The 22533-nt window shown below is 71.6% G+C and carries 19 protein-coding genes; 14 read left to right on the top strand and 5 right to left on the bottom strand.

What is annotated here, in order from left to right; genetic code table 11:
• Positions 1-175: 175 nt before the first annotated feature.
• From IO33_RS0116690 to IO33_RS0116680, 3 genes are all read left to right on the top strand, one after another.
• Positions 176-1522, top strand: coding sequence for a hypothetical protein (locus IO33_RS0116690; protein WP_031165467.1), 1347 nt, complete (start codon positions 176-178; stop codon positions 1520-1522).
• 106 nt (positions 1523-1628) lie between these two features.
• The gene (locus IO33_RS0116685; protein ID WP_031165464.1) at positions 1629-2096 is read left to right on the top strand and encodes an SHOCT domain-containing protein; all 468 of its coding nucleotides are present in this window, start codon (positions 1629-1631) and stop codon (positions 2094-2096) included.
• A 33-nt stretch (positions 2097-2129) separates the two neighbouring features.
• Positions 2130-2558 carry a DUF7144 family membrane protein gene (locus IO33_RS0116680; protein WP_031165462.1) on the top strand — a complete coding sequence of 143 codons (429 nt, stop codon included), beginning with the start codon at positions 2130-2132 and terminating at the stop codon, positions 2556-2558.
• A 9-nt stretch (positions 2559-2567) separates the two neighbouring features.
• Here IO33_RS0116680 and IO33_RS0116675 read toward each other — a convergent pair whose 3' ends face one another.
• A complete protein-coding gene (locus tag IO33_RS0116675) occupies positions 2568-3800 on the bottom strand; it encodes a hypothetical protein (RefSeq protein WP_031165460.1) in 1233 nt (410 codons plus the stop codon).
• Positions 3801-4072: 272 nt separating this feature from the next.
• On the opposite strand from IO33_RS0116675, the gene IO33_RS0116670 reads away from it, so the two are divergent.
• The 3 genes from IO33_RS0116670 (at position 4073) to IO33_RS0116660 (ending at position 6981) form a co-directional block, all read left to right on the top strand.
• Positions 4073-4873 carry a thioesterase family protein gene (locus tag IO33_RS0116670; RefSeq protein ID WP_031165459.1) on the top strand — a complete coding sequence of 267 codons (801 nt, stop codon included), beginning with the start codon at positions 4073-4075 and terminating at the stop codon, positions 4871-4873.
• 372 nt (positions 4874-5245) lie between these two features.
• The gene (locus tag IO33_RS0116665) at positions 5246-5773 is read left to right on the top strand and encodes a transglycosylase SLT domain-containing protein (protein ID WP_031165457.1); all 528 of its coding nucleotides are present in this window, start codon (positions 5246-5248) and stop codon (positions 5771-5773) included.
• A 200-nt stretch (positions 5774-5973) separates the two neighbouring features.
• Complete coding sequence (locus tag IO33_RS0116660; protein ID WP_037685534.1) at positions 5974-6981, top strand: YihY/virulence factor BrkB family protein; 1008 nt, start codon at positions 5974-5976, stop codon at positions 6979-6981.
• A gap of 55 nt (positions 6982-7036) precedes the next feature.
• Here IO33_RS0116660 and IO33_RS0116655 read toward each other — a convergent pair whose 3' ends face one another.
• From IO33_RS0116655 to IO33_RS0116645, 3 genes are read right to left on the bottom strand one after another with little or no spacing between them, the layout of a single operon-like run.
• Positions 7037-8059 carry a TolB family protein gene (locus IO33_RS0116655; RefSeq protein WP_031165453.1) on the bottom strand — a complete coding sequence of 341 codons (1023 nt, stop codon included), beginning with the start codon at positions 8057-8059 and terminating at the stop codon, positions 7037-7039.
• A 32-nt stretch (positions 8060-8091) separates the two neighbouring features.
• The gene (locus IO33_RS0116650) at positions 8092-9351 is read right to left on the bottom strand and encodes an MFS transporter (protein WP_031165451.1); all 1260 of its coding nucleotides are present in this window, start codon (positions 9349-9351) and stop codon (positions 8092-8094) included.
• Positions 9352-9379: 28 nt separating this feature from the next.
• The gene (locus tag IO33_RS0116645) at positions 9380-10246 is read right to left on the bottom strand and encodes a glycosyltransferase family 2 protein (protein WP_037685533.1); all 867 of its coding nucleotides are present in this window, start codon (positions 10244-10246) and stop codon (positions 9380-9382) included.
• 277 nt (positions 10247-10523) lie between these two features.
• On the opposite strand from IO33_RS0116645, the gene IO33_RS0116640 reads away from it, so the two are divergent.
• The 8 genes from IO33_RS0116640 (at position 10524) to IO33_RS0116605 (ending at position 21777) form a co-directional block, all read left to right on the top strand.
• Positions 10524-11963 (top strand): sugar transferase, encoded by a 1440-nt coding sequence (locus IO33_RS0116640; protein WP_031165447.1) that lies wholly within the window; start codon positions 10524-10526, stop codon positions 11961-11963.
• A 23-nt stretch (positions 11964-11986) separates the two neighbouring features.
• Complete coding sequence (locus IO33_RS0116635; RefSeq protein WP_245235810.1) at positions 11987-13036, top strand: Gfo/Idh/MocA family protein; 1050 nt, start codon at positions 11987-11989, stop codon at positions 13034-13036.
• A gap of 23 nt (positions 13037-13059) precedes the next feature.
• A complete protein-coding gene (locus tag IO33_RS0116630) occupies positions 13060-14040 on the top strand; it encodes an SDR family NAD(P)-dependent oxidoreductase (RefSeq protein WP_245235809.1) in 981 nt (326 codons plus the stop codon).
• The gene (locus tag IO33_RS0116625; RefSeq protein WP_031165441.1) at positions 14037-15176 is read left to right on the top strand and encodes a DegT/DnrJ/EryC1/StrS family aminotransferase; all 1140 of its coding nucleotides are present in this window, start codon (positions 14037-14039) and stop codon (positions 15174-15176) included. Before IO33_RS0116630 ends, IO33_RS0116625 begins: the two co-directional genes overlap by 4 nt.
• Complete coding sequence (locus tag IO33_RS0116620) at positions 15173-15862, top strand: acetyltransferase (protein WP_031165438.1); 690 nt, start codon at positions 15173-15175, stop codon at positions 15860-15862. The genes IO33_RS0116625 and IO33_RS0116620 overlap by 4 nt, the downstream gene beginning before the upstream one ends.
• Positions 15859-16977, top strand: a complete 1119-nt coding sequence (locus tag IO33_RS0116615; RefSeq protein WP_031165436.1) for a DegT/DnrJ/EryC1/StrS family aminotransferase — start codon at positions 15859-15861, stop codon at positions 16975-16977. Before IO33_RS0116620 ends, IO33_RS0116615 begins: the two co-directional genes overlap by 4 nt.
• A 70-nt stretch (positions 16978-17047) precedes the next feature.
• Entirely contained in the window at positions 17048-20653 is a 3606-nt protein-coding gene (locus tag IO33_RS53545; RefSeq protein ID WP_031165434.1) for a DUF4082 domain-containing protein, read from the top strand.
• Between the two features lie 77 nt (positions 20654-20730).
• Complete coding sequence (locus tag IO33_RS0116605) at positions 20731-21777, top strand: glycosyltransferase (RefSeq protein ID WP_031165432.1); 1047 nt, start codon at positions 20731-20733, stop codon at positions 21775-21777.
• Between the two features lie 17 nt (positions 21778-21794).
• Here the strand turns inward: IO33_RS0116605 and IO33_RS0116600 are convergent, their stop codons facing one another.
• Complete coding sequence (locus IO33_RS0116600) at positions 21795-22460, bottom strand: hypothetical protein (RefSeq protein WP_031165430.1); 666 nt, start codon at positions 22458-22460, stop codon at positions 21795-21797.
• Positions 22461-22533: the final 73 nt, after the last annotated feature.

Raw genomic sequence — 22533 nt, 5'->3', positions numbered from 1 at the left:
GCCCGCCGTACCACCTCACCGCCGCGGGCCCGGCGCGCGGATCACCCGCCGAGGGTGACGTCGCGCCAGCGCGCCGGCGGCACGCTGGCCCGGTGGGTCTCCCCACGGCCCCGCCGGCCGTCCGGGAGCGCCCGCTTGATCGCCTGACGAGTGACCAGCCCGCAAAGGAGGAGCCATGGCATCCGGTACCGCCTCCGGACCGTCCGGCTCCGGCACGCCCGCGCAGAACGCCCAGACGCTGTCCGCCGAGGAACGCGCGGAGTACGACCGGCTCCGCCGGGCCGCACAGGTACGCCACCGTAACCTGCGCCGCGTGGCCGCCTCGGTCCTCCTGGTGCTGACGCTCGTCTTCTCCCCCCTGGCGGTCGTCGCCGTATGGGTCCACAACACGGTCGCCGACACCGACCGGTACGTGCAGACCGTCGCACCGCTCGCCTCGACGCCGGCCGTGCAGAACGCCCTGGTGAACCGGCTCACCGACCGCGTGGTGGCGCAGGTGGACGTCCAGGCGGTGACGAACTCGCTGACGAAGCTGCTCGCGGACAACGGGGCGCCGCCCCGCGTCGTCGACACGTCCAAGACCCTCACCGGCCCGCTGCGCTCCGCCGTACAGACGGTCGTCCACCGCGTCATCAACCGGGTGGTGACCAGCGACGTGTTCAAGGAGGCGTGGATCGCGGGCAACCGGCGGGCGCAGTCGGCGGTGGTGGGCATGCTCACCGGAGAGGGGCAGGGAGCCCTCAAGGCCCAGGGCGACACCGTCCAGCTGGACATCGGAGTGGTGATCGACCAGGTGAAGAAGCGGCTCGTCGACGCCGGTTTCGAGAAGGCCTCCGCCATTCCGCAGGTCGACCGCTCGGTCACCCTGTTCCGCACCGACAAGCTCGACAAGGCCCAGAACGCGATGCGTCTGCTCGACATCGTCGGCACCTGGCTGCCCGTGCTGACGCTCGCCCTGGCCGCCGCGGCCGTGTGGGCGGCACCCGGGCACCGGGTGATGCTGATCGCCGTCTCCATCGGCATCGGCATCATGATGATCGTGCTGCTCGTGGGCCTGGCGGTCGCGCGCCGCGTCTACCTCGACTCGGTGCCCCCGTCCACGCTGCCCCCCGACGCCGCCGCGGCGATCTACGACACCGTCATCCGCTTCCTGCGCGACAGCGTCCGTATGCTGCTCGTCGTCTCCGTGATCACGGCGCTGGCCGCCTGCCTGTACGGCCCGAGCAGGGCCGCCCGTGCCGTGCGGTCCGTGGCGGAGCGCGGCACCACGGCGGCGGGGCACGCACTGACCCGCGTCGGCGTCCAGACGGGGCACGCCGGACAGTGGCTGGCCCGGCACCGGTCCTGGACCAGTGGCGTCACCATCGGGGCCGGCGTCCTGGCCCTCGTGCTGTGGAACCGCCCGACAGTCGGTGTGGTGGTCCTCGTCCTCGTCCTCGTCCTGGCGGTGCTGACCATCACCGCGGTGCTCGCCGCCGCCACGGGGCGGACCGCCGACGAGCCGCACCCCTCGGTTCCGTGACCGCCGTTCACCCGCCCCGGGTGAGGCCGCACCGTCCCCGCCCCGCGCACGCTGAGGGCAGCGCAGAAAGGACTACCGGGTGCAGACCCGGAACGGAGGAAGCGACATGAGCGCGCAGACCTATCTCGCGTACGACTATCCGGCGCTGAGCGTCTTCTGGTCCATGCTGGTGTTCTTCCTGTGGATCATGTGGTTCGTCCTGCTCTTCCGGGTCGTCGTCGACATCTTCCGCGACGACGCCCTCGGCGGCTGGGGCAAGGCCGCCTGGACGGTGTTCGTCGTCGTCCTGCCCTTCCTCGGTGTCTTCGTCTACCTGATCGCCCGCGGCAAGGGCATGGGCCGCCGCGAGATCGAACAGGCTCGCGCGCAGCAGCAGGCCGTGGACGACTACATCCGCCAGACCGCCCAGGCAGGTGCGCCTGCCACCCGGGCCGACGAGCTGTCCAAGCTCGCCGACATGCGGGCCCATGGCGACATCACCGACGACGAGTTCCGGCGGGCGAAGGAACTGGTCCTCACCGGCGGCGGCGCGTCCCCACGCACCGGAGCCGCCCCCTCCACCACAGCGCGTTGAGCCAGCCGCTCAGCAGAGAATCGAGGCAGCACGATGACCGCCGCACACACCGCAACCACGCCCACCACCAGAGACGTATGGGCCAGCGGCCTGACCGCTTTCGGGGCCGTCATGCTGGCGCTCGCCGGGCTTCTGGACATCTTCCGCGGCATCATGGCGATCGCCCATGACGACGTCTTCCTCACGACACGCAACTACGTGTTCCGCTTCGACCTCACGGGCTGGGGCTGGGTGCACCTGGTCCTGGGCGTCGTCGCGGTCGTCGTCGGACTCGGACTGCTCAAGGTCGCCGCGTGGGCCAGGGTCTGCGGAGTGGTCATCGCGTCGCTCATCATCATCGCCAACTTCCTGTCGCTGCCGTACTACCCCATCTGGTCGATCGTGTTGATCGCCTTCTCCGCGCTCATCATCTGGGCGCTGTGCGTGGTGCGGGAGGAGGGCACCTCCGGCCTGCTGGACTGAAGGACGGGCTCAGGAGCTACGGAAGTCCGCGCCGTCCGGATAGGTCACATGGGTGCAGCCGCGCTGCTTCGTGATGGTGTCGACGTACGCGCGGAACAGTGTGGAGAGCGTCCGGGGGCCGAGCACGTCGTCGTAGGTGTAGCTGGCGGTGAGGGTGTGCAGGGCGGGCTTGCCCGCGCAGACGGAGGCGGCCCACCAGGCGCCGCTCGCGTGGCCGGCCGTTCCCGGCCTGATGGTCTCGCCCCTTCCGCCGAGGGTGTCGTGTCCCACAGCGCGAGCCTCCGCGCCGAAGTAGGAGGCGGCGGTGTGGAGCCACCAGGGGGAGTGGGTGAGCGCGCTGCGGGCGTAGGCGCGCTTGTCCTCGTCCAGCCCGGCGGCGATACGGCCCACCTGGTCGGGGCCGACCGCCAGCAGGCAGCTCTCGATCGGGTTCGTGTCCCGGACGGGTACGGCGAGGGCGCGGTCGGGCAACCTGCCCTGCCCCTGGCGCTCGATGCGCCGGGCGAACCAGCGGCACGAACCACCCACGGCCCGCGCGGGGCGAAGGGCGGACGGCACGGCTGCCAGCTGGTCGTCGGGCAGGGCGGGCAGCCGGGTCCGGCAGCCGATCCGCGCGGTGAGGACCTCGGTGGCGGAGTGTGCGATACGGGCGAGGCGCTGACGGTCCGCTGCGGAGACGTCCTCGTAGTCGGCCCGCGCGGTGACGTGCAGCAGCCCGGGAGCCGTCGCGCGGCTGCCGGGACCGCACTCGGCGCGGACGGTGGTGTACCCGTTGCCGTACCAGCCCAGGGTGCCGTCGCCCATGGGTGATGACTCGGGGCGCCGGTCGGCGACAGCGGTCACATCGGCTTTCTGGCCGCCGTCGCCGGTCATCGTGTAGAACGGCTCGAGCCGGCTGTCGTCACCGATCCGGTTCAGCGGCGCGTAGGTGTCACTGCTCTGGACCACCAGGGTGAACAGGCTCGTCGTCCTGCCCGGCCCGGGAACCTTGTACACCGTGCAGGAATCGGGCAGCTGACGTGCGTCGAGCCTGTCGTAGTCGCCGGCCTTCGCCCGGACCATGCCACCCTGCAGGTCCATCACCGCGGCTCCGGACACGAGCCGGTCGCACGCCGCGCTGATGTCGCGTTCGCTCACGGCGCGGTCGCGTACGTCGTCGACCGTCAGCCAGCCCGCGTACAGACTCAGCCCGATCCCGCCCCACGCCGTCCAGCGCCACAGCCTGTTCCACCCCGTGTGCACCGCATTCCCCCCGTCCGAGCCCGTCCCCACGATCACCGCCGCGCTGGGCACCGAGCGTAGATGCCCGGCCTCGGGGCGGTCGACGCAGGGCAGCCGGGGACCACGGACCTGCGCCCGGCTTCCACGAAACGACACACCGCCTCAGTGCGTACGGCCGGGTTCGGCTCTCCTCACCGCCACCGAGGCGACGGAACCTCCGCCGTTTGCCCCGCGGATTGAACAAGCGCTTAGTAAGATGGCGGCTGGTGCGTGGCGGCAGGAAGGGGGCAGTGGTGGCGACGTCGCAAGCCGAGGCCTTCTACGAGCGGGAGGCCGACGACCGGTTCCTGCCCACCGCCTACACCCGGGGGCCCTGGGACGCCGATTCCCAGCACGCCGGCCCGCCGGCCGCGCTGCTCGCTCTGGCCGTCGGGCAACGGCCGGGCGCACGGCCCGACACCCGGGTCGTGCGGCTCACGTACGAGATCATGCGCCCGGTTCCCATACGGCCGCTGACCGTGGTCACACGCGTGCTGCGCGCCGGGCGCAGCGTCGAACTCGTGGAGGCCGTGCTGACCCCCGACGGGGGTCGGGAAGTGATGCGGGCGACGGCTCTGCTGATGAAGACCGTGCCGGACTCGGTACCGCAGGTGTCGCCGGGCCGGCAGGTGCCCGGCCCCTCGACCGCGCCCCCGGCGGCGTTCTTCCCGGTGCCGTGGGAGCAGGGCTACCACACCGCCATGGACGTGCGCTTCGCGGCCGGGTCGTTCCTGGAGCCCGGTCCGGCCACCGCGTGGATGCGGATGAGGGTCCCCCTCGTGTCGGGGGAGGAGATCACGCCGCTCAGCCGTGTGCTGACGGCTGCCGACTCGGGCAACGGCGTCAGCGCCGAGCTGGACTTCAGCCGCTACGTCTTCGTCAACGCCGACCTCACGGTCGGCCTGCACCGCCATCCCGTGGGGGAGTGGGTGTGCCTGGACGCCCGGACGATGGTGGACGGTGCGGGCGTCGGTCTGGCCGAGGCGGCCCTGCACGACGAGAAGGGGCCGCTCGGCCGCAGCACCCAGAGCCTCTACGTGGCCGCGCGCGGCTGAGGCCGCGGGGCGGCCGTCTGCGGGTGCCGGAGCGTGCCGAAAGGGGCGCTGACGGGTGATGCACCCCACGAGACCGAGGTCACGTCCTATCGGCGATCGTAGGGCCGCCCCGCCCCGAACAGGCGAGCAAACCGCCTGAACGCCTAATTTTGGACATTTCTCCGTAGTCGGGTAGTACGTCACATTCTTGCCACGGTTTCTGTGCGGCGCTAACCATGTTTCTCGTTGCCGGGAGCCGCGGGACGCACCGGGCCCAGATCCTCAGGCCCGCCCACGGTCCCCTGCAGCACGGGGCCTCGCCCCGACGCCCTACGGGCCGCGACCGACATCCGGCCGGCGCCTCTACGACGTCCCCACAGGAGAGACCCCTTCATGACCGCGATCACCGCCACCCGCCGCCTTGCCCGCCTCCGCACCCTCGCCCTGACCGGCATCGCCACGACCGGCGCCGCGACCGTTGCGCTCACCCTGATGCCGGCGTCCGCGCAGGCCGCCGAGGCGCCGCAGGCGAACACCGTCCACAAGGTGGCGGCCACCTCCAGCGACACCCACGCGGGCCCCAAGGGCACCACCGGTACCGCGGGGACCCTCGACGGCTGGATCAAGCAGTCCCTGGCCATCATGAAGGCCAAGGGCATCCCCGGCAGCTACGAAGGCCTCAAGCGCAACATCATGCGAGAGTCCGGCGGCAACCCCAACGCCCAGAACAACTGGGACGTCAACGCGCAGCAGGGCACCCCGTCCAAGGGCCTGCTCCAGGTGATCGACCCCACCTTCAACGCGTACCACGTCAACGGCACGGCTCACAGCGTCACCGACCCGGTGGCGAACATCACCGCAGCCGCCAACTACGCCGCGCACCGCTACGGTTCCATCGACAACGTCAACTCCGCGTACTGACGCGCAGCCCGCACGCCCGGGCAGCAGCGCCCCTCCACCACGGTGTCGTGGGCGGGGCGCCGCCCGCCACGGCCGCCACCCGCGCCGCGTCCGACGCAGACGATCACGAGCCTCAGTGTGGGAATCCCCGACCGGGGCACCGGAAATGCTGAGGCGTTCCGCTGACCTGCGGACTCGCACCCGAGGGTGTGGGAGGGCACATGGATGTGCTGGCCCGGCTGGACCGGTATCAGAGACGGCACCGGTGGGCGGGGGTGCCGCTCGCGGTCGTGTACAAGTTCTTCGACGACCAGGCCACCTACCTGGCCGCGCTGATGGCCTACTACGGCTTCGTCTCCCTCTTCCCGCTGCTGCTGTTCCTGGTCGCGATCCTCAGCGCCGCCCTGCACGGCAATCCGCAGCTGCAGCACTCGATGCTCCACTCGGCGCTGAGCCAGTTCCCGGTGATCGGTGACCAGCTCGGCCACAACATCCACTCGTTCCGCGGCAGCGGAGCCGCCGTCGTCGTGGGCATCACCGGCAGCGTCTACGGAGCCCTCGGGATCGCCCAGGCGGTCCAGCACGCGCTGAACAAGATCTTCGCAGTGCCGCGGCACGCCCGTCCCGACCCGCTGCGCTCACGGGCGAGGGGCCTGTACTTCCTGCTCCTGCTCGCCGCGGGACTCTGTCTGACGACGGCACTGGCCACCGCCTACTCCGCTGCCACCCTCTTCGGGACACGCCAGGCCACCGGCGTCAGGATCGCCGTCGGGGTCGTGGGAGTCGTCCTCAACGCCGCTCTCCTCCTGCTGAGTTACCGGCTCATGACCAGAAGGAGACTTCCGCTGCGCGTGACGTACGGGCCGGCCCTGGGAGCCGCGTGCGCCTGGCAGGCACTGCAGTGGGGCGGCTCCTACTACGTCGGGCATGTGCTGCAGGGTGCCACCGCGACCTACGGGATGTTCGGCATCGTGCTCGGCCTGCTCGCCTGGATCTACCTCGCCGCCACGGTGTACCTCGCCGCGGCGGAGGTCATCGCCGTGCGCTGCCTGCGGCTGTGGCCGCGCAGCCTGCTGACACCCTTCACCGACCACGTCCACCTCGCCACGGGCGACCTGCGCGCCTACCGCTCCTACGCCGCCACCGAGTCCTTCAAGGGCTTCGAGAAGATCTCCGTCCGCTTCGGCGAGCCGCCACCGCCGGCCGTCGGCGACAAGGGACCCCCCTGACCGGCAGGCGCGCCGAGAGCGGCCGCCGTCTCGCGGGCGTTCCCGCGATCCCCGGCTACAGCGGTGCCGGGGAGGAAGCACCCGGGACCAGCAGGCGGGGGGTGCCCGTGCCGTCCGCGGGCACGCTCCACAGGTCGCTGCTGCCGACCGTGCCGTTGGCGGGGAGCGCGTAGGCGACGGTGCGGTTGTCCAGCCAGGTGGCCTGGTCGTCCACGCTGTGGCGCTCCGCGAGCGCCGTCTCGTGCAGGGTGCGCAGGTCGAGGACGTACTCGTGCCAGAGGGCGGCACCGGACAGGACCCGCTTCTTGTAGGCGACCCGGGTCCCGTCCGGGGACAGCGAGGGACACTCCACGTTCCGGGCCAGGGTGGTGACCGTGCGTCGGGACAGGGAACCCCGGACCAGGTAGGTGCGGTCGGCGGTGTTGAGGGTGGCGTAGAAGGTGTCGTCGTCGGAGGCGAAGGTGACGCCCCAGAAGTTGATGTCCGAGGCGTGGTAGAGCTTGCCGTCCTTGACGACGGAGAACGTCTCCAGGCTGGGAGTCAGCCGCATGGTGCGGGCGTCGAGGATCGAGGTCCGGGTGGAGAAGAAGGCGGACGAGTAGGACTCGCCGGAGACGAAGACGGTCCAGGCGACGAAGCGGCCGCTGGGCGAGACCCGAGCCCGGCTGGGGGTGCCCGCGAGCGGGAACGTGCGCCGGGTGCGCAGGCCGGCGTCCAGCAGCAGGGCGCGGTCGCTCTGTCTGAGGACGCCGGGGTTGGACTGGAGGCAGATGCCGGTGCCGGCCGCCGCGTAGAAGCGCGCGCACCTCAGGTCCGCGGCGGTCCGCCCGGCCTGCGGGTCGCTGGACGGTACCGAGGCGACCGCGGTGCGGTGCGGGCCGGGGGCCGCGTTGACGAACAGCAGGCGGCTCTTCTGGTCCAGCGTCAGCTTGCCCGCGCTGACGGCGGGGCCGCCTGTCTGCGGTCGGTCCGCCCGGTCCGCGCGGGCCGCGGCGTGCAGGACCACGCCGGTGGCCAGTCCCGCGAGGAGCAGGACCGCCGCGACGAGCAGGAACAGGCGGCGGCGCATCGAGGTCATCCGGATCCCTGTGTTTCGTGGAGGCGTGGTGGTCATCGGGTCCTGTCCGCCGGCCGCAGCACCAGGCCCGCGACGGCGGCGCAGCACAGCAGGCCGGCCGCCGAGCCGGCCAGTGCCGGGCCGTCTCCCCACACCGTCCAGGCGGCGCCGAAGGCCAGCGAGCAGCAGAACCGCGCCAGCGCCTGGCTGGTGCCGACCAGGGCGAGACCGCTGGCGCGCAGCCGCTCGGGCACGATGCCGCAGAGCGCGGCCGGGAGCACCCCGTCGGTGCACGCGTAGAACGTGCCGTGCAGGGCGAGGACGAGAGGAGGCAGGACCGGTGCGGCCGGGGCCCACAGCAGGAGCGCGTAGGCGGCGAGCAGGCCCGCGTGTCCGGCGAGGAACACGGTGCGCCGCCCGATCCGGTCGGCCAGCGCGCCGAGGGGCACGGCCAGCAGCAGGAACACCACGGCGGTGCCCAGCGGCAGCAGCGTGAACCACTCCTCGCCGACCCCCGCGCGCCGCTGGAGGAGCAGGTAGACGAAGGCGTCGCTGACGGTGGTCAGGCCGAGCAGCGCGGCACAGCAGGCGAGCGCCCGCAGCCGCGGCAGCCGCAGCAGTGCCAGCGCCTCGCGTACGCGGACGGGCTGCTTGCCGTCCGCCACCCCCGGCGCACCGTGACCCCTGCCCGGTACGAACAGCACCAGCACGAGCACGCCGAGCGCGGCGACGCACGTGCTCACGCCGAACACCGCGTCGTAGCCGTCGGCCGCCGCGCGCAGGATGAGGAAGGCCGCCAGCGGGCCGAGCATCGCGCCGGTGGTGTCCATCGCCCGGTGCACGCCGAAGGCCCGGCCCTGGTCCCCGGCCGGTGTCGACAGGGAGATCATCGCGTCGCGCGGGGCGGTGCGCAGGCCCTTGCCGGTCCGTTCCAGGGCGAGGACGCATCCGAGCGTGCCGAGGCTGCCGGCGAGCAAGAGCAGCGGCTTGCACAGCGCGGACAGCCCGTAGCCGAGCCCGGCCATCAGCTTGTGGTTGCGCACCCGGTCGGCGAGGTGACCGCCGGTGAGCTGGACCAGGGCGCTGACGCCGTTGTAGACACCGTCGAGGGTGCCGAACCCCAGCGGGCTGAACCCGAGCGTGGTGACGAGGTAGAGCGGCAGGACGGCCGTGACCATCTCCGAGGAGACGTCGGTGATCAGGCTGACCGCGCCCAGCACGAGCACCAGCGGAGCGACCTTGGGCCCCGGGCCGCGTCCTCGGCCCTGCTCGGCGTCCGCCCCCGGCGGCGTGGAGCGGTCGGTGAGATACATGGTCGAGGACTCCCGGTGGCGATGCGGATCAGGACTGCCTGCTGCTCTCGTCCCGGAGCCAGGTGCCGAAGTCCTGTGCCCGGATGGCCTTTCGGGCTCCCCGCCGGGCGACGGCCGCGGCCGCGACGAAGACCACGACACCGGTGAACAGCTTCGGCTCCCCGCGCAGCACGGCCAGCAGATCCGCTCTGCTCGTGCGCGCCGAAGGTTCTTCGGGTCTTCGCTGCTGTTCGGCTCGTCGGTGTTGTTCGACCTGGGCGGTGGACACCGCGGCGCGGATCCGCCGCTTGACCAAGTCCCGCCACGTGCGCGGCGGTTGCACCACGACCCTGGCCGTGCCGACCACGAGCCGCTCCCGGGGGGTGAAGGCCAGGGACGCGGCCAGGTCGTCCGCCATCAGCGGCGGCAGTGCGGCGATCCGGGCGTGTCCGGCCTTGGAGACCGCTATGACGCCTCGGCCGAACAGCCCCTCGCGTACGGCGGGCAGCCGCTGCCACACCCGGTAGTAGGCGCGCACCCGCCACGCGCAGGCGGTCAGCGGGATCTGCCGTGCGGGGGCGGTGGCGAGAACGCCGGAGGCGTCGTCCCGCAGCGGCTCGGTCAGCGCCCGTACGTCAGCGGCTGTGATCACGACATCGGCGTCCACATACAGGCGGGGGAAGCCGCGCGCGTGATCGTCGCCGGTCCGCAGGGCAACATGTTTGGAGGGGACGGGAATCTCGACGACCCGGACGCGCGGGGCGCGTGCGGCCGCGATCCGTGCGGTGTCGTCCGTGCAGCCGTTGCACACGACCACGATGTCGGTCTCGGTCTCGGAGGAATCGGCCAGCAGCGCGTCGAGGAGCCGGCCGATGACCCGTGCCTCGTTGTGAGCCGGGATCACGATGCTCGTCACGGGGGCAGTATGCAGCCAATATCGCTCAGGCGATGCGTGTTTCGTCCAACTGTTCCCGTGACTGCGGCTGGTGGTCTAGATTGAGGATCGCCGGACCGGTTTGGGTGGGGAACGTGACCGCATGTCACGGTCCGGCGCGATGAACGGTTTTTGCACTGTCAGTACCAGCATGCTGGGGGCATGAAGGCGGTTGGGGAACCGCCGAAGCCCTCTCGCTTTCCAGTGCCGCTGTGTCGAGGGCACTTCGGTCAGGGTAGCCGTGCATGTGGGGGGAGGCATGACCATTGAGGTCACGCATGAGCAAGTGGTTGTGGAACACAGACGTCTACAAGGTCGCCGAAGACGCTGGGAGCACAGATACCGGATCGTTCTGCTGGTCGCGGACGGGTTAGCGGCCGCTGCCGCGGCCTTCCTGATCCACGCGGCCTACGGCCGCTGGGCGGTGGCTGTGGTGCTGCCTCCGATGTGGATCGTCGCCATGCTCGCCCATCGCACCTACGACCGCAGCACTCTGGGCCTGGGGGCCGAGGAGTACCGGCGGGTGCTGCGCGGCGCAGTCGCCCTGCCGGCGCTGGCCGCGGTCGTCTACTGGCTGTTCATGCACGATTCGGACTTCCTTCATGACATGACCATGGCTGCGGTGCCGGTCACCGCGATCGCCCTGCCGGTCCGCTACACACTGCGCCGTCGCCTGCACCGACGATGGGCGCGGGGCCGGGACCGCAGTGCCACGCTCCTGGTCGGTCCGGCGCGCGGCGTCGTGGAGCTGGTCGCGGTGCTGCGGCGCGGCGGCGTACAGGAACTTCAGGTCGCCGGAGTGTGTCTGAGCGATCCCGAAAACGCCGGGGAGACACGCAAGTTGGGGATCCCCTTCCTCGGTGGCCTGGGCGACATGAACGACGTGGTCCGGGCTATCGGGATCAGCACCGTGGTGGCGCTGCCGGTAGCCGAATCCGATGCCACCGCGCTGCGCCGGATGTCCTGGACGGCCGCCGTACAGGGTGTCGAGTTCCTGCTGGCCCCCGTGCTGAGCGATGTGTCCGCCGCCCGGCTCGCGGTACGGCCCACCAACGGGGTGCCGCTGATGCGGATACAGGCGCCGAACCTCTCCCGGACCTCCCGGCTGCCCAAGGAACTGCTCGACCGGACACTCGCGGCGGCCCTCCTGGCGGTCCTCGCGCTCCCCATGCTGCTGGTCGCCCTGATCGTCCGGCTGGACAGCTCCGGGCCGGCGTTGTTCCGGCAGCAGCGGGTGGGCCGGTACGGCGACCACTTCACCATGCTCAAGTTCCGTACGATGCGGCCGGATTCGGAGGCGCTCAGGGCGGAGCTGGAGCACCTCAACCAGAACAGCGACGGGCTGCTGTTCAAGGTGCGGGAAGACCCACGGATCACCCGGGTCGGATCGGTTCTGCGCCGCAGCTCGCTCGACGAACTGCCGCAGCTCATCAACGTGGTCAAGGGCCATATGTCGCTCGTCGGCCCCCGCCCACCGCTGCCCGAAGAGGTGGAGGGGTACACGCCGGACATCAAGCGCCGGTTGCTCGTCAAGCCCGGCCTCACCGGACTGTGGCAGGTCAGCGGCCGATCCGACCTGCCCTGGGAGGAAGCGGTCCGGCTCGATCTCGGATACGTGGACAACTGGTCGATGGGCCTCGACCTGTCGATCTTGGTGCGCACCGGGTCCGCGGTGGTGCGAGGAACGGGGGCGTACTGATGGATCGAGAAAAGAGGACCACAGTGGAGCAGGAGCCGTGGGGTGTCGCGGTCGTCGGGGCCGGCTACTGGGGCCCCAACCTCGTCCGCAACTTCCAGGCCAGCGAGCGGTTCCGGCTGCGCTGGCTGTGCGACCTCGACGTCGAGCGGGCCCAGCGGGTCCTCGGCGGATACTCGACGGTGCAGGCCACCGCGGACTACGCGGCCGTCCTCGCCGACCCTTCGGTGGCCGCCGTCGCCGTGGCCACGCCCGCGGGCACCCACCTCGACATCGCCCTGGCCGCCCTGCGCGCCGGCAAGCACGTCCTGGTGGAGAAGCCGCTCGCGGCGACGTACGCCGACGGTATGCGCCTGGTGACCGAGGCGGAAGAGCGTGGGCTCACCCTGATGTGCGATCACACCTACTGTTACACGCCCGCCGTGGGCCGCATCCGGGAACTGGTCCGCTCCGGCGAGCTCGGCGAGATCCACTTCGTCGACTCGGTCCGGATCAACCTCGGACTCGTCCAGAAGGACATCGACGTCCTGTGGGACCTGGCCCCGCACGATCTGTCCATCCTGGACTTCATCCTCCCCGACCACGTCGAGCCGGTCGCCGTCGCGGCCCACGGAGCCGACCCGATCGGCGCGGGACAGGCCTGCGTGGCCTATCTGACGCTCCAGCTCAACACCGGCGCCATCGCCCACGTGCACGTCAACTGGCTGTCGCCGACCAAGGTGCGGACCACCATGGTGGGCGGTGCCAAACGCACCCTGGTCTGGGACGACCTCAACCCCCTGCAGCGCGTGGCGATCTACGACCGGGGCGTGGACCTGGCCTCGCCCCAGGAGATCGGCGCGGACGAACGCCGGGACATGCTCGTCTCGTACCGCTCCGGAGACATGGTCGCGCCCGCCATCGGCGAGAAGGAGGCGCTGCGCGGCATGGTCGACGAGTTCGCCGACGCGATCAGGGGACGCCGGGCGCCGCTGACCGACGGCCGGGCGGGCCTGCGCGTGCTGGACGTGCTGGAGGCGGCCTCCCGGAGCCTTGAGTTCCGGGGCGCGGTCGTCGGCCTGCGGGCCGGGCGTTGACAGCCGTAATCCATGAGAGGGAAGTGCAGTTGAGCAGCGTACGAGGCAAGAAGATCCTGGTCACCGGGGGAGCGGGCACCATCGGCTCCAACCTGGTCGACCTCCTGGCCGAGGGCGGCGCCCGCGAGATCGTCGTACTCGACAACTTCGTGCGCGGACGGCGGGCCAACCTCGCCCAGGCCCTCCCCAGCGGTGCCGTGGAGATCGTCGAGGGCGACGTCCGCGACGCCGAAACGGTACGGAAGGCCACCGAGGGCGCCGACGTGGTGTTCCATCTCGCCGCGATCCGCATCACCCAGTGCGCGGAGGAGCCACGGCTCGCCAACGAGGTCCTGGTCGACGGCACCTTCAACGTCCTGGAGGCGGCGGCCGAGGAGGGCGTGGCCAAGGTGATCGCCTCGTCCTCGGCGTCCGTGTACGGCATGGCGGAGGACTTCCCGACGACCGAGCGCCACCACCCGTACAACAACGACACCTTCTACGGCGCCGCGAAGGCCTTCAACGAGGGCATGCTGCGCAGCTTCCACGCCATGTACGGCCTGGACTACGTGGCGCTGCGCTACTTCAACGTCTACGGCCCGCGGATGGACATCCACGGCCTCTACACCGAGGTGCTCATCCGCTGGATGGAGCGCATCGAGGCGGGCGAGCCGCCGCTGATCCTCGGCGACGGCACGCAGACCATGGACTTCGTCGACGTACGCGACATCGCCAGGGCCAACGTCCTGGCCGCCGAGTCGGACCTCACCGACGAGGTGTTCAACATCGCCAGCGGCACCGAGACCTCGCTGAAGGAGCTCGCCGAGGGCCTGCTGGAGGCGATGGGGGCCTCCGGCCTGGAGCCGGTGCACGGGCCCGCCCGCGCGGTGAACGGGGTGACCCGCCGCCTCGCGGACACCTCGCGGGCCGCAGAACGGCTCGGGTTCACGACGGACATAGACCTGCGCACGGGGCTGCGCGACCTGGTGCGGTGGTGGCGCACGGAGCGGGAGACGGCCAAGTGAGCACCGACCGCGTCCCGGTGATGATCCCCTGGCTCGGCGAGGAGGAGGCCCGGGCCGCCTCCGAGGCGGTGCTGTCCGGATGGGTCGCCCAGGGTCCCCGGGTCGCCGCGTTCGAGCGGGCCTTCGCGGAGCGGGTGGGCGCCGAGCACGGCATCGCCGTCAGCTCCTGCACCACCGCCCTGCACCTGTCGCTCGTCGCGCTCGGCCTCGGGCCCGGCGACGAGGTCGTGGTGCCCTCACTGTCGTTCATCGCCACCGCCAACGCCGTCCGGTACGTCGGCGCGGAGCCGGTGTTCGCCGACGTCGACCTCGCCACCGGCAACCTGACCACGGCCACCGTGGACGCGGTCCGCACCCCGCGCACCCGGGCCGTCCTGGCTGTCCACCAGGGCGGCGTACCGGCCGACGTACCGGCCCTGCGCGCCGCCTGCGCCGACTGGGACCTGCCCCTGGTCGAGGACGCGGCCTGTGCCGTCGGCTCGACCGTCGGTGGCAAGCCGGTGGGGCACGGTGCGCTGCTCGCCACCTGGTCCTTCCATCCCCGCAAGCTCGTCACCACGGGCGAGGGCGGCATGATCACCACGGACGACGCCGCCTGGGCGGCCCGCCTGCGCCGGCTGCGCGAGCACGGCATGAACGCCTCGGCGGTGGACCGTCACGTGAGCAACAAGCCGGTACTGGAAAGCTACCTGGAGGTCGGCTTCAACTACCGGATGACCGACATCCAGGCCGCGGTCGGCCTGGTCCAGCTCGGCAGACTCGACGCGATGATCTCCCGCCGCCGCGAACTGGCCGCCCGTTACGACGCGTTGCTGCACGACATCCCCGGCCTCACCCCCGTGCGCGACCCCGCGCACGGGCAGAGCAACTTCCAGTCCTACTGGGTGCTGTTGGACGAGGGCTTCCCCGCCGGCCGGGACGACCTGCTCGCCGCGCTCGCCGAGGCCGGCGTCTCCGCCCGCCGCGGGATCATGGCCGCGCACCTCGAACCCGCCTACGCCGGCCACCCCAGGGCGCCGCTGCCGGCCACCGAGCGGATCACCCGCGACTCGCTGATCCTGCCGCTGTTCCACACGATGACCGAGGCCCAGCAGGACCGTGTCGTCGCGGCGCTGCGCGAACAGGTCCGAAGATGAGCGGGCTGCTGATCGTCGGCGCGGGCGGCTTCGCCCGGGAGACCGCACAGGCCGTACGGGACGCGGCCGACCTGGAGCTGCTCGGGCACCTGGACGACAACCCCGCGCTGCACGGCACCGAGGTGGACGGCGTGCCCGTGCTCGGCGGTGGTGACCTGGTCCACGACCTGCCCGACGCCCGGGTCGTGATCTGCGTGGGCCATCCCGGGGACTACGCGGCCCGCGCCCGTCTGGTCCGCCGGTTCGGCCTGCCCACGGACCGCTACGCCACGGTGATCCACCCGACGGCGGCCGTGTCGGCGACCTCGCGGGTCGGGCCCGGCTCGGTCCTGCTCGCGCAGTGCGTCCTGACCGCCGCCGTCCGGGTCGGCGCCCATGTCGCCGTGATGCCACAGGCCGTCCTCACCCACGACGACGTGGTCGAGGACTACGTCACGATCGCGGCCGGCGTCCGCCTGGGCGGGGGAGTACGGCTGGAGCGCGGCGCCTATGTGGGCTCGGGGGCCCTGGTCCGGGAGGGCACGACGGTCGGCGCCTGGTCGCTGACCGGTATGGGGAGCACCGTGCTCGGCGACGTTCCGCCCGGTGAGGTCTGGGCGGGCAGCCCGGCCCGGCGGCTGCGCGAGGCGGCCGCTCCCGCGCTTGACGAGCTTGCGACGCGAACAATGGGGGGACCCGTCCGATGAACCAGATTCCGCTTGTCGACCTCAAGGCGGCCCACGCGGAGGTCGCCGAGGAGGTACGCGCCGGATTCGACCGTGTCCTGGCCGACACCGCGTTCATCGGAGGCGACGAGGTCCGTCACTTCGAGCGGGCGTACGCGGACTTCGGCGGCGTCGCGCACTGCGTGGGCGTCGCCAACGGCACCGACGCCCTCGAACTCGCCCTGCGCGCGGGCGGGATCGGGCCCGGCGACGAGGTCGTGGTGCCCGCCAACACCTTCATCGCCACCGTGGGCGCGGTCGCCAGGACCGGAGCGCGACCGGTCCTGGCGGACTGTCTGCCCGACAGCGGTCTGCTCGACCCCCGGGCCGCGCTGGACACGATCGGCCCGGCCACCCGCGCTGTCGTACCCGTGCACCTGTACGGGCAGATGGCCGACGTGACGGCACTGGCCGGCCAACTGCCCGACCGCGTACGGGTCGTCGAGGACGCCGCGCAGTGCCAGGGCGCGACCCGCGACGGCCGGACGCCGGGCAGCGGCGGGATCGCGGCCACCAGCTTCTACCCGGGCAAGAACCTCGGCGCCTACGGCGACGCGGGCGCGGTGCTGACCGACGACGGGGAACTGGCCGGCCTGGTACGGGCGATCGCCAACCACGGCGGCGTCGCCAAGTACCGCCACGACGTCCCCGGGTTCAACAGCCGTCTCGACGGGCTGCAGGCCGTCGTCCTGCGGGCCAAGCTGGCGCGGCTCGCGGACGGCAACGCCGCCCGGCGGTCGGCCGCGGCACGCTACCACGCCCTGCTCGCCGGCCTGGCGGCCACCGGCCGCGTCGTGCTCCCGACGACGACGCCCGGCAACGTCCACGTCTGGCACCTGTACGTCGTCCAGGTCACCGGCGCGGACCGCGACGACATCGTCGGCAAGCTCAACGCCGAGGGCATCGGTGCGGGGGTGCACTATCCCACCCCGGTCCACCTCACGCCGGCCTACCGCCGTCTCGGCCACTCCCGGGGCGACTTCCCGAACGCCGAGAAGGCGGCGGAGCGGATCCTCTCCCTTCCGCTGTTCCCGCAGATCACCCCCGACCAGCAGCAACGGGTCGTCGACGCGCTCACCGACGCGCTCCGCGGCTGACCGGTCCCCGCTTCACCGCTCCACCACGACCTCACGGGTCGATCCCGCACAGCACCGCTGAGAGGTACACATGAACACATGGAGCAGACGGATCCGGGGCATCCGCCTCGCCGTCGTGGCGGCATTGATATGGGCGGTGCTCCCCCAGGCTGTGCCCGCCCAGGCGGCATCCGATCCGTGCGGAGCGGGCTCGAACCCGATCGTCTGCGAGAACTCCAAGCCGGGCAGCCCGAAGTCCGACTGGTTCTCGGCCAACGCCTACGGAGACATCAAGGGCTTCACCACCAAGGAGAGCGTCCAGGCCGGCGACACCGTCCAGTTCAAGATCCAGTCGAAGGTCCCGTACCACGTCGAGATCTACCGCCTGGGCTGGTACGGCGGCGACGGCGCCCGCGAGATGTCCAGCGCGGCCCAGGCAGCGGTGACCTACCCCGCCAACTACCTGACCAAGCCGGCCGGTTGCACCACCAAGAGCGGCACCGGCCTGGTCGACTGCGGCAACTGGCCCGTCACCGCCACCTGGACCGTGCCCGGCGACGCCGTGTCCGGCCTGTACATCGCGAACCTCACGCAGACCGACGGTGACGGCCTGATGCCGTACCCGTTCGTCGTCCGCAACGACTCCAGCACCTCGGACATCGTCGTACAGACCAGCGACCAGACCTGGCAGGCCTACAACGACTACGGCGGCCAGGACCTCTACGGCGGCACCGGGCCCGCGCCGGACGGCCGCGCCTACGAGGTCAGCTACAACCGGCCCCTGGACATCGGCGGCGACAACGGCATCTACGGATCCGAGTACATGATGCTGTCCTGGCTGGAACGCAACGGCTACGACGTCAGCTACACGTCGGGCGTGGACGTGTCGTCGGCGGGCGGCGCCACCCTGCTGAAGAAGCACAAGGTCTACATGTCCTCCGGCCATGACGAGTACTGGACGCAGAGCCAGTACTCCAACGTCCTGGCGGCCCGGAAGGCCGGGGTGCGGGAGGCCTTCTTCAGCGGCAACGAGGTCTTCTGGAAGACGCGGCTCGCGCCGAGCATCGACGGCACCAGCACGGCGAACCGCACCCTGGTCTGCTACAAGATGACCAAGATGGCCCAGAACAACGGCATCGCCGACCCCAGCGGCACCTGGACCGGCACCTGGATGGATCCGGCCAGCACCGGCTACGGGCAGACCTACCAGCCGCCGAACGTCCTCACCGGCTCCATGTTCCAGGTGAACGGCTACCGCAGCGACGCGATCACCGTCCCCGGCTCGTACGGCAGGAACCGGCTGTGGCGCAACACCTCCGTCGCGAACCTCACCTCGGGCCAGACCGCCACCTTCCCGACGGGCACACTCGGCTACGAGTGGGACAGCGACCTCGACAACAGCACCCGACCCGCCGGGGCGATCGACCTGTCGTCCACGACGGTGGACATCGCCGACGGCAAGCTCCGCATGGACTGGGGCAACGTGTACGGCAACGGCACGGCGACCCACAATCTCGTCGAGTTCCGCGACCAGGACTCCGGGGCGCTGGTGTTCGGTTCGGGAACCGTGCAGTGGTCGTGGGGCCTGACCGACATCCCGACGTACAACCCCGAGGACACGGTGGTCACCGAGGACGCCCGCATGCAGCAGGCGACCGTGAACATCCTCGCCGACATGGGCGTCAAGCCGCTGACCCTGCAGAGCAACCTCGTCACCACGACGGCCTCCACCGACACCACCGGTCCGGCGGTCACCGTGAAGAGCCCGGACTCCGGGATCACCGTCCCGGCGCTCAAGCCGGTCACCATCACCGGCACCGCCACCGACTCCGGCGGGGGCGTGGTGGCCCGTGTGGAGGTCTCCACGGACGGCGGGACCACCTGGAAGGCCGCCAAGGGCCTGGCGTCCTGGAGCTACAGCTGGACCCCCACCACCCCGGGCCCGGCGTCCGTCAAGGTCCGCGCGGTCGACGACAGCGTCAACATCGGCGCCGTCACCACCGTCCCGGTGACCGTCGGCCCGCAGTCCTGCCCCTGCACCATCTGGCCGGCCTCGGCCGTCCCCGGCACCGTCAACGCGGGCGACGGCAGCGCGGTGGAACTCGGCGTCAAGTTCCGCACCACAGCGGCCGGTTCGATCACCGCCGTCCGCTTCTACAAGTCACCCGCGAACACCGGAACCCACACCGGCAGCCTGTGGACCGCCTCCGGCACCCGTCTGGCCACCGGCACCTTCAGCGCCGAGACCGCCTCCGGCTGGCAGCAGCTGAACTTCGCCACCCCGGTGAGCGTCAAGGCCAACACCACCTACGTCGCCTCCTACTTCGCCCCCAACGGCGGGTACTCCTACGACGGCGGCGCCTTCTCCGACAGCGACGCCGGCCTGGCACCCCTCACGGCACTGAAATCCGGCACCGACGGCGGCAACGGCGTGTACCACTACGGCGCCACCAGCGCCTTCCCGTCCTCGCAGTCCCCGGGCAGCAACTACTGGGTCGACGTGGTACTGGACACCTCCACGGCCAGCACGACCCCGCCCACCGTCACCTCGACCTCCCCGACGTCCGGGGCGACCGGTGTGGCGATCACGGCGCCGGTGTCGACGGTCTTCAGCTCGGCCGTCGACACCGACAGCCTGACGTACACCCTCAAGGGCCCGGACGGCACCACCGTGCCGGGCACCACCACGCTCCCCGCGTCGAACAAGGCCACCTTCACCCCGTCGACGGAGCTGGAGCTGCGCACCACCTACACCGCCTCCGTCCGGGCCTCCGACCTGTGGGGCAACACCATGACGGACCCGGTGACCTGGTCCTTCACCACCAGCTCCACCCCACCCGCGGTCACCTGCCCCTGCACGCTCTGGAACGCCTCCGCCGTGCCGGCCAGCACCGACATGACCAGCGACACCAACTCCGTGGAGCTGGGCACCCGGTTCACCTCCTCGGCGAACGGCTGGGTCACCGGCGTCACCTTCTACAAGGGCACCGGCAACACCGGAACCCACACCGGCAGCCTGTGGGCCGACAACGGCACGCTGCTCGCCACCGGGACCTTCACCGGTGAGACGGCCTCCGGCTGGCAGACGCTGACCTTCGCCACCCCGGTGGCCGTCACCGCGGGCACCCCGTACGTCGTCTCCTACCACGCGCCGCACGGCAACTACGCGGTGGACGGCGGCTACTTCGCGGCAGCCCACCAGTCCTATCCGCTCACCGCGACCGCCGACACCACCGCGCACCACAACGGGCTCTACCGGTACGGCACCGACCCGGCCTTCCCCAACGGCTCCTACGGTTCCGCGAACTACTGGGTCGGCCCCGTCTTCACCGCCGACAACCCCAGCGCCTCGCCGGCGTCGGCCACCGCCGCCTCGGAGGTCACCGCGGCGTCGGTGACACACACCGCCGACGCGGCCGGCGCCCTGGTCATGGCCGTACAGGACAAGGCAGCGGTGTCGTCCGTCGACGCGACCGTGACCATCCTGCGCGGTTCCCGGGCCGCCCGGAAGCTCCACGTCACCGCCGTCACCTCCTACGACCGGGCCACCCACCAGGCGTCCGTCCACCTGTCGGCCCCGTTGCCGGACGGCACCCGCTTCAAGGTCACGCTCACGGCCCGGGACGACCACCGGCACCCGGTGACGACCCGCAGCTGGACCCTGACCGGCAAGACCGCCCGCAAGAAGAAGAACTGACCGACCGGAACCCACCGGTGGCGGCCTCCAGCCGAGCCCGGCACAGGGCCACCACCGGGGATTGGCCTCCTGCATCGATGAGCACCGTCAGCGTTGTGATCCCCTGCTACAAGTACGGCCACTTCCTCGCCGACTGCGTCAGCAGCGTCCTGGACGAGCAGGACGGCGTCGACGTCCGGGTACTCGTCATCGACGACGCCTCACCCGACGACTCGGCGGAGATCGCGCACAAACTGGCCGCCTCCGACCCGCGGATCGAAGTCCGCGTCCACGCGACCAACAAGGGCCACATCGCCACCTACAACGAGGGCCTGCTGGAATGGGCCGACGGCGACTACGTCGCCCTGCTGTCCGCCGACGACCGGCTGGTCCCGGGCGCGCTGGTCCGCGCCGCCGCGCTGCTGGACGCCCATCCCGAGGCAGGCTTCGCCTACGGGCGCCCCCTGCGCTTCCGGCACGGCGGCCCACTGCCGAAGGCCCGCACACAGAGCACCGGCTCGGTCGTCTACCCCGGGCAGTGGTGGCTGGAGCGCCGCTTCCGCGAGGGCACCGGCTGCATCACCTCGCCGGAAGTCGTCGTCCGCACCAGCCTGCAGCGCACGGTCGGCGGCTACGACCCGGCCCTTCCCCACGCCGGTGACATCGAGATGTGGATGCGGCTCGCCGCACACGCCGACGTCGGCTACCTGCGCGGTGCCGACCAGGCCTACTACCGGGTCCACGGCAAGAACATGTCCACGACCGACTTCGGCGGCCAGCTGGACGACCTGCGCCAGCGCCTCGTGGCCTTCGACTCCGTGCTCGTCAAATGCGCCGACCGGCTGCCCCACGCCGACCGCCTGGCCGACGCGGTCCACACCCGCCTCGCCCGCTTCGCGCTGCGCCGGGCGTACCGGGCCTACGACCGGGGGCGCACCGCGGCCGTCCCCGTCGACGCATGCGAGGCGTTCGCCGAGGAGTGCCTGCCGGGATACCGGGCGCTGCCCGAGTACCGCGCGCTGCGCCTGCGCAGGCGGATCGGTCCGAAGGCCATGCCCTACCTGCAGCCACTGGTGTGGTCGGCCGTGGCCGAGCGCGGGCGGGAGTGGCTGTGGTGGGAGTCGTGGAAGCGCCGCGGCATCTGATGCGCGAGCAGTCCGGCTCAGTGGGCCGCGGGAAGCGGACCGGAGGAGTGCCGACGGCGGCCCGGAGGGGTCTTCCCGCGGCGCAGGGCGTACCGGTCGAGCCACAACGCACCGAGCACGCCCCCCGCGGCGCCCAGCAGGGCCATGCCCGCCAGGCCCCTGCTCCGGTCGCCCCGCACCTCGGCGGCGCTCGGGGAGGTCAGGACGGAGGCGGTGATCCGCGACCCGGCCGGGACCCCCTGGGCCGTCTGGAGCGCTTCGACGTGCCGGACGTAGACGTCGATGACGCGGTGGACCGCCGTCACGGCGGCGTCGGGACCGGAGGCCTGCGACTGCACCTGCAGGGAGGGGATCAGATAGCGGGGCGTCGCGCTGGTGCCGCTGTTGCGCGGGACGAGGTGGTAGGTCCCCGGAACACCCGCGGCACGCAGCTCCGCGGCTCCGGCGGGGGACTGCAGCTGCTGGACGACCGCGTAGGAGACCACGGCGAGCGGCGGCTGCAGATTGGTGAGCTGATTGGGCTGGTTCTGCGTCACCGGCGGCTTGAGGACGACCACCGCCGAGCCGACGTACCGGGCGGCCGGGCGCACCACGTGGTACGCCCCGGCGACCGTCAGCAGCAGTGCGACCACCACCACGTACCAGCGGCGGAGCAGCGCGTCGGCGACGTTCCCGGGCGACATGTGGGTTCCTTCCGTCGCCCCCGATACTGGCAGGGCGCGCGGCGGGATGCCACCGAATGGAGGGATGGTTCGT

The sequence above is a fragment of the Streptomyces durhamensis genome (assembly GCF_000725475.1).
In the GTDB taxonomy this organism is placed as follows: Bacteria; Actinomycetota; Actinomycetes; order Streptomycetales; family Streptomycetaceae; genus Streptomyces; species Streptomyces filipinensis.
This window is presented reverse-complemented; position numbering and strand designations above follow the sequence as displayed.